Source organism: Protofrankia sp. CiP1_Cm_nod3 (assembly GCF_982290655.1).
Map to the genome: position 1 here is coordinate 1 of NZ_CEVIVD010000181.1, position 6,710 is coordinate 6,710.

Genomic DNA, 6,710 nt, shown 5'->3' on the forward strand with positions numbered 1-6,710 from the left:
GGGAGGAGCGATCGGTAGCATCGAACATGACGTGCGGGAGAGCGTCAGGGGCGGGGCGGTGCCGTCCCGCACGGCTAAATGTCCGATAATGACAGTATGATTATGCTCAGCAATGGTTTGGATGCTGGGACGCCGTTCCCCCACGTTGTGGCTGGTTTCCGCCGCCGGGAACCTGCCGCCTCCACGGCTGGCATCGGCGGAGATCTGTTGCGTTATGGGAAAGCAAGACATAACGGACTCCGTCTGAATGTTGATCAGATCGCCAGGGTGGGCTCGATGAAGGCAGTCGACACCCGTAGGCGCGGTTCGGTGTCGACGGCGAGTTCGTAGTGGCCACGGCGGATGTTCCGCACGAACGCATGCCCGGGGTTGACGGTCTGGGCGGAACGGACACGTTGTAGTCCGCACATCGGCCGCAGCCTGACCTTCGGCTGGCCGTGATCGGACTCGATCCGGTTGTTTGCCCGCCGGGCGTCGATGTGACAGGAGGCTGGGCAGCAGCTCGTCGAGGACCCTTGGGTAGGTGGCGGCCTGCTCGGCGCTCACCTCGACCGGGCGCCGGCCGTGCGACAGCGCGACGGTGAAGAAGCGGTGGGCCACGGCCAGATCGCGGTGGTCGGCGGCGAGGACGTCGATGACCTGGCCGTCCTGGTCGACCAGCGGCGTCCTTCGCCGCCCTGCGCGGTGCCCGTCCGATCGGGGCCTTCTCCGGCAGGATCCACCGGCATCGTCTCAACCGGGGTGGGGACGGCCAGGCCAACACCGCCCTGCACCGGATCGTTCTCACCCGGCTGCGCTGTGATCCTCGGAGCCGGACCTACCAGCAGCGACGGATCGCGGAAGGCGCGACCCGACGGGAGATCGTCCGCTGTTGGAAGCGGTACGTCGCCCGGGAGATCTATCACGCGCTCCCGCGGACCACCGGCCGGACGGCTGGACTGGTCGGTCCAGCGGCTTGACGAACATAGGGGCGTCAGACCCGCACGGACAGTGTCGCCCATCGACGCCGCAGGAAGTATCCGGTCATGCCGCTCCCCGGGCACTCGACCCGGTGCCTGTCGACGGCCGCGTCAACGTCGGCTCCAGCCTGTCGCCACTCGCACTGATCGAGTTACGCCGCCGTTGCCCCGTTGCCCCGTTGCCCCTGGCTCCGCGTCGGGCCATGGAATCTGGTAAGGTCGATGCGTTGCAGTTGGAGTTTCCTCGAACGTTTCGAACGCCCGTGGAGTCTGACAGCGGGCGTTTTTCGTTTTCCAGTCCTATCCGACATGGGGACGATCACACCACGGCAACCCGGGACTCGCAGCAGGCGGCCCGGTACGGCCCCCACGAAGGAAAAGAACACATGGCTCAGGGCACTGTGAAGTGGTTCAACGGCGAGAAGGGCTTCGGGTTCATCGCCCAGGACGGCGGCGGTCCCGACGTCTTCGTTCACTACTCGGCCATCGACAGCGCCGGCTTCCGCAACCTGGAGGAGAACCAGCGCGTGGAGTTCGACATCACGCAGGGCCAGAAGGGTCCGCAGGCCGAGCACGTCCGCCCGGTCTGATCTGCGGTCGCGGACGATCATTCTTGTCGGTCGCGTCGAACACGGTGACGAACGGCCGCATCGAGGCCCATGGGCGGCTTGCAAGATCTAGCGGGTCGGAGTCGCGTGTGGGTGGATAGCCCGCGGTCCGTTCGGCCTTGCCGAGGACGACCGTCGCTAGGACCGTGACCGACCAGCACTGCACGTCCCTCCCGGGCTTTGTACCGTGCCGAAGCTGACGTCGGGGCGGTCATCGGCGGTTTCAGTCGGGTCGTGGCCGTGCGATGGTCAGCGGTCGTGCTGTTTCGGTCGACGTATCTGATCACGGTGAGGCTGTCTGGCTCGCTGAGTCTGGCGCTGCGCAGATCCGCGGTGAAGGATGTCGAGATCCTGATGCCAAGGCACGAGGTCCCGGTCCTGCGCCGTCAGGTTGCCCACCGCGCCTCTCATGGCCGGACCGTGGGATCTTGTCCGCGTTGACGCGGCTGCTACCCGACGAACTACGTCGCCATCGCATTGTCGCTCCTGCCACGCTGTCAGCGTGGCATCACCGTCTGGTCACACGCCGGTGGACGTACCCGAACCGGCACGGACGCCCAACAATCGATGACGAGCTGCGCGAGCTGGTCGTCCGGCTGACCCGGGAGAACCCTCACGGGGGCACCGCCGCGTTCAAGGAGAACTCACCCGGCTCGGACGGCGCTGTTGCATTCGCCGATCACAGGCGATCTTCACTGCGGATCTTCCTGTCGGACGCGCTCATGTGCCCCGGTCAGTGGGCTACCAGCCGCCCGGAGCCGTGTTGGTGAGCCTCGACGCCGGAGGACTTGCGGCCAAGATCTGCCGGTGTACGCGAATGCAACAGTGCCCTCCGAAGCCCGGGCGGAGCCGCGGGCCTCCGGTCAGTGGTCGCCGGACCAGGGGCCGACTCCCCCGACGCGGTCAACGGAGATCGAGAGCACGTAGCCCTCGGGCGGGTTCGGCGTCGGGGGGTAGCTGGCGTCCGGGCCGAGGTAGACCTTGGCGAGGCGGTTCAGGAGGGCGGGCGCGCCGCCCTCGTTGACCGTGGCACGCCCGTGGACGATGAGGTACTCGGCCAGGCCGGCCGCGTTCGTCACGCCGCCTTCGATGGTCAGTACGACCCGCGGGTCCCGCCGGATGTTACGGATCTTCTGGTACTCCGCCAGATGGGCGGTCACGATGGCGTCCCCGTCCAGCCCCACCACACCACGCTCGCCTGCGGGCTGCCGTCCGGGTTGAGGGTGACCAGGTGACCCAGATGCCCACCGGTGATCACAGATCGCGCCTCGTCGGTCAGTGCGGCCACGCAGACCCCCTCGGTGTCAGGTAGGAGGCGGCGCCCGGAGCAGCGGGAACCACCGTCCGCACCAGCCTAGTGTGGGCAGCGGGACTGTAAATACTAAGCGTGGTGGCTGTCCGGCGTGTTGACTGTCCGAGTGGTGCGTCGTCCACACCGAGTTTTGACTGTTTGCAGCAGGGCTGGTGCGTGTACCGGGCGGCAGGTCGGTCCTGGTCAGCACGCGGGGTACCCGACCCGGAGGAGCTTTCGCGCGAGCAGCGCGTCGTGCTTGCCCGCCAGCTCCTGGCGGGCAATGCCGAGCTGGCTGAGCGGTGCCGCCGGACGGAGGAGAAAGCCGCCGAGACCGTACTGCGCGGAGCGCGTTTCGGACGTCCGCGTCAGTTGGCGTCGGGCTGCGCGCGGGGGGTGGGCCGTGACAGCTGGAGTTCGGATCGTGGGGCGCTGCCGCTGCTGCGCCGGTCTCCCTTGTCGTGCTCTGGCTGCCCGACGCCGCCTCGTAGCGACTCGAAAATAGCCATGCCCTGGCCGACAAGGGCACTGGCGATCTCGCCGATGCCGTCCGCGCCGTTCAGCACGGTGACGTTCGCTCCCGCCAGACCAGACGCTGCCTGCTTGACGATCTCGGGCAGTTGATCGATTAGCATCCGGTCGAGTGCGACACGGTTATGTGACGCCGCAGCTTCGGCCTGGATCTTCATCTTCTCGGCCTCGGCCAGGGCCAGGATGCGCACCCGCTCGGCCTCTGCTTCAGCCGGCTTGACGACTTCGGCGACGAGCTGCTGTTGGCGCAGCTCCGCCTCGCGCTGGGCCAGCTCGGTCTGGGCGGCGATGACGCCACGCTGGGCCTGCGCCTTGGCCAGCGGTCCTGCCTGAGCGGCTTCGGCCTGCGCCTTGTCGATCTCGGCTCGGTACTGGGCCTGCACGACGGAGGTCTGTCGCGCGTACTCGGCCTGCTTGCGCTGCGACTCCTGCTCGGCCTCGGCGGCTGCCTGGTTGGCCTGCGCCTGCGCGATCTGGGCCTGTCGTTGGATGGCAGCGTTGTGTGGCGCCGCGATAGCCGCGATGTAGCCGAGCCCGCCGTCGTCGATGGACTGGATCTGCAGCGCGTCGACTGTCAGCCCGATCCTGGCCATCTCCTCCTTGGAGCCGTCCAGTACCTCGGTAGCGAGCTTCTGCCGCTCCTGGATTATCTGCTCGACCGTCATCGAGCCGATGATCGACCGCAGATGGCCGGCGAAGATCCGTCCGGCCAGCACCGACATTTGGTCCTGGTCTGACAGGAAGCGCTGGCCGGCGTTGACGATGCTTTCGCTGTCGTTGCCGACCTTGAATGCGATGACGGCGCGGACGTTGAGGGCGATGCCCTGGTGGGTCACGCAGGTCTCGGCAACCTCCGCCTCGCACATGGACAGCTTCAGGAAACGAACCTTACGAAAGAACGGTATGACGAAGCCGCCGTGCCCGGTGACCACACGGAACGGTGCCTCGCCGCGGTTCTTGCCTCCCGAGATCAGCATTGCTTCGTCAGGCGCAGGCACTCTGTAGCCCAGCATCGTTGCTCCCTCAGACCAAGTCAGCTACCGCTGTCGACCGTGATGGTGAAGTCTGTCCACGGCACCACGTCGACGGTACGCGGCCCCCGGCTACCGACCACGAGGACGGAAGCGCCCTTGGGCAGCGGGTCGTCGGACCAGGCGAGGTAGGTCTCGACACCGCCACGCACCTTCAGTTTCACCTCGCCAGCGCCGCCAGGGCCCCGAGTGGCGACGATGAGGGGGCCGACGCGACCGATGACCGACGAGTCACCCACGGCATTCCTCCTCCCGCCCATGCTTCCGAGTAGCCATCGTCGACCGCTGAACACCACTGTGGCAGGCGGGATGTCCTGTGCGGAGGGTACTGGTGCCGAAGACTGTGTCATGGGTCTTGACCTACAGCATCATCCTGCGGCCAGCTGTCCATGGCCGTCTATCTTGACGGTCCCCGCTCGGGCATGGTCGGGGCTTGTGGCCCTGCGTCTGCCATACCTGATCCTGCCGCATCCTGCTGGGCGTCTCCGGCTGGCGCTGGTACTGCTGACACGTTCGGCCGCCGCGAAGGAGGCCGGGATCCTCGTGTTACGCCACCAGGTCGCGCCTTCCACTTTTCGGCCCCGCAGCGGGGGACACGGTCGCCTACCCGGCTGTCGTCCCGTCAGGGCTGTCGGTGCCCGGGCCGGGGCGGTCATGGGGCCGGTTGAGCGCCTCGTCGCCGGAGCGCAGCTTGTCGATGTCGCGCCTCCTCACGCACCGCCATCTTGGCGGCACATACTCACCGCGAATCTCCGGGCTGTGCGCCACCTGACATCCGGTTAGTAACTGTTCAAGAGGTTGCTGAGGGCCCGCTGTGTACGGGTGTGGCGACGATCGGGTTGCCGCGGTCCAGTCTCATCAGCAGTTCATGAGGACCTTCCGGCAGCACGAAAAGATGATCGTTCCGCCTTGGGTTCAGGCGCCGGCGGCGGTGACGATGCCGTCGGTGGCGAAACCCGCGATCAGACCGAGCAGGATTCCGTAGGCGAGCAGATCCATACGTCGGGTTCTCGCCGCTACGGTGATCAGTTGGATGACGACGTAGAGGATCGACCCTGCCGCCAGCGTCAGGAAGGCCACGCTGAGGGCTTCGTTGGTGAAGCTGTGTCCGACAGCGGTACCGATGAATGTGGGGCCGCCGCCGATAAGACCCATGGTCAGCAGAAATCCCCAGCCGGGGCGGACGGGGGTACCAGCGGTGTCGCCGGCCAGCGGTGCGACGATTCCGAAGCCTTCGGTGGCGTTGTGCAGCCCGAAGCCGATGACCAGCAGGGTGGCCAGCGTGACTTCACCGGAGGCGGCGGACTGGCCGATGGCCAGGCCTTCAGCGAAGTTGTGCAGCCCGATCCCCGCCGCGATCAGCAGGCTGAGGCGTTTCGCCGGGGACCATGCTGCCAGGCCGACCTGTCGAGTTGTCAGTTCCCCCGCGGCCATCGTGCCCGGTCCGAACCGGCGTTCTCCGCCGGCGGCATGGCCCATCCACCGCTCATAGACCACCAGCGACAGCAGACCCACCGCGATCCCGCCGTTGAACAGTAGCCCGTAACCGACCGCCCGGCCGATGCCGTGGTGGTCGGTGTGTATCTCGGTCAGCGCCCCGTCGATGGGCTCCCAGGCCGCAGACAGCACATCCCACACCAGGAACAGCAACACGCCGACCGCCGCCGCGTTCAGGAGCGCACGCAGTGTGGGTGCGGACCGCCTGAGTCGCCCTACCGGCAGGCCGAGCAGAATCGTCGCTCCGGCGATGGCGCCGAGTAGCAGCGTGCGGCCCAGACCCATGTGTCCTCCTCCGACAGATCAGTTAGGTTAGGCTGTCCTAAATTGTGCGTAGAGGCAAGTTTTTCCTGATGGGACTGCTGACCGGACGGTTCAGCGGTGGGAGCGACTCACCTCCGAGGCACCTACTGCTGGGAGCGCTGTTGCGTTCACCGATTACCGACGATCTTGATTGCAGGCCTTCCCGCCGAAGGAAAAGTCTCCCGATACGCACCTACGGGTGGCGGCTGCCGCGGGCATCCCCGCCGAACCCTGGCCGCACCGCCTGGCACGACTGGCAGTTCGAGCTGTCCCCACCCAGCAGGCGCCTCCTTCGCCCAGCAAATGCGTGGCCAACGGGTGGAGCCACTCGCCCCTGTCGAACACGCCCCGCTCCCGGTTCACTGGGAGGAGTCGAAACAGGTGAGAGAACTCGTCTCACGGTGTCCGCGAGGGCCTCGGTCAGGTGCCGACGTAGGCCGCGAGGTGCTCGCCGGTGAGGGTGGAGCGGGCGGCGACGAGGTCGGCGGGT

7 protein-coding genes and 1 pseudogene are annotated in these 6,710 nt (G+C 67.0%); 2 read left to right on the forward strand and 6 right to left on the reverse strand.

The annotated features are described in order from the left end of the window. Positions 1-254: 254 nt before the first annotated feature. Positions 255-657, reverse strand: a pseudogene (locus AC5LUJ_RS21825) (DDE-type integrase/transposase/recombinase); the annotation flags it as partial. A gap of 59 nt (positions 658-716) precedes the next feature. Between AC5LUJ_RS21825 and AC5LUJ_RS21830 the strand changes: the two are divergent. Together AC5LUJ_RS21830 and AC5LUJ_RS21835 are read left to right on the forward strand one after the other, a co-directional pair. Then, positions 717-959 (forward strand): hypothetical protein, encoded by a 243-nt coding sequence (locus AC5LUJ_RS21830; protein WP_250286252.1) that lies wholly within the window; start codon positions 717-719, stop codon positions 957-959. A 386-nt stretch (positions 960-1,345) separates the two neighbouring features. Further along, complete coding sequence (locus tag AC5LUJ_RS21835; RefSeq protein WP_131764847.1) at positions 1,346-1,549, forward strand: cold-shock protein; 204 nt, start codon at positions 1,346-1,348, stop codon at positions 1,547-1,549. Positions 1,550-2,430: 881 nt separating this feature from the next. Here AC5LUJ_RS21835 and AC5LUJ_RS21840 read toward each other — a convergent pair. From AC5LUJ_RS21840 to AC5LUJ_RS21860, 5 genes are all read right to left on the reverse strand, one after another. Next, positions 2,431-2,727 (reverse strand): pyridoxamine 5'-phosphate oxidase family protein, encoded by a 297-nt coding sequence (locus AC5LUJ_RS21840; RefSeq protein WP_250286248.1) that lies wholly within the window; start codon positions 2,725-2,727, stop codon positions 2,431-2,433. Then, on the reverse strand, positions 2,724-2,855 hold the full coding sequence (locus tag AC5LUJ_RS21845) for a pyridoxamine 5'-phosphate oxidase family protein (RefSeq protein WP_250286246.1): 132 nt from the start codon (positions 2,853-2,855) through the stop codon (positions 2,724-2,726). The genes AC5LUJ_RS21840 and AC5LUJ_RS21845 overlap by 4 nt, the downstream gene beginning before the upstream one ends. 371 nt (positions 2,856-3,226) lie before the next feature. Beyond that, complete coding sequence (locus AC5LUJ_RS21850; protein WP_250286244.1) at positions 3,227-4,402, reverse strand: SPFH domain-containing protein; 1,176 nt, start codon at positions 4,400-4,402, stop codon at positions 3,227-3,229. A 20-nt stretch (positions 4,403-4,422) separates the two neighbouring features. Then, positions 4,423-4,659, reverse strand: coding sequence for an NfeD C-terminal domain-containing protein (locus tag AC5LUJ_RS21855; RefSeq protein WP_250286242.1), 237 nt, complete (start codon positions 4,657-4,659; stop codon positions 4,423-4,425). A 676-nt stretch (positions 4,660-5,335) separates the two neighbouring features. After that, positions 5,336-6,202, reverse strand: a complete 867-nt coding sequence (locus AC5LUJ_RS21860; RefSeq protein WP_250286240.1) for a ZIP family metal transporter — start codon at positions 6,200-6,202, stop codon at positions 5,336-5,338. Positions 6,203-6,710: the final 508 nt, after the last annotated feature.

What these genes read in the sequence shown, in the direction of transcription:
- AC5LUJ_RS21835 (WP_131764847.1), top strand. Translation starts at nt 1,346, where the DNA reads ATGGCTCAGGGCACTGTGAAGTGGTTCAACGGCGAGAAGGGCTTCGGG.
- AC5LUJ_RS21850 (WP_250286244.1), bottom strand. Translation starts at nt 4,402, where the DNA reads ATGCTGGGCTACAGAGTGCCTGCGCCTGACGAAGCAATGCTGATCTCG.
- AC5LUJ_RS21860 (WP_250286240.1), bottom strand. Translation starts at nt 6,202, where the DNA reads ATGGGTCTGGGCCGCACGCTGCTACTCGGCGCCATCGCCGGAGCGACG.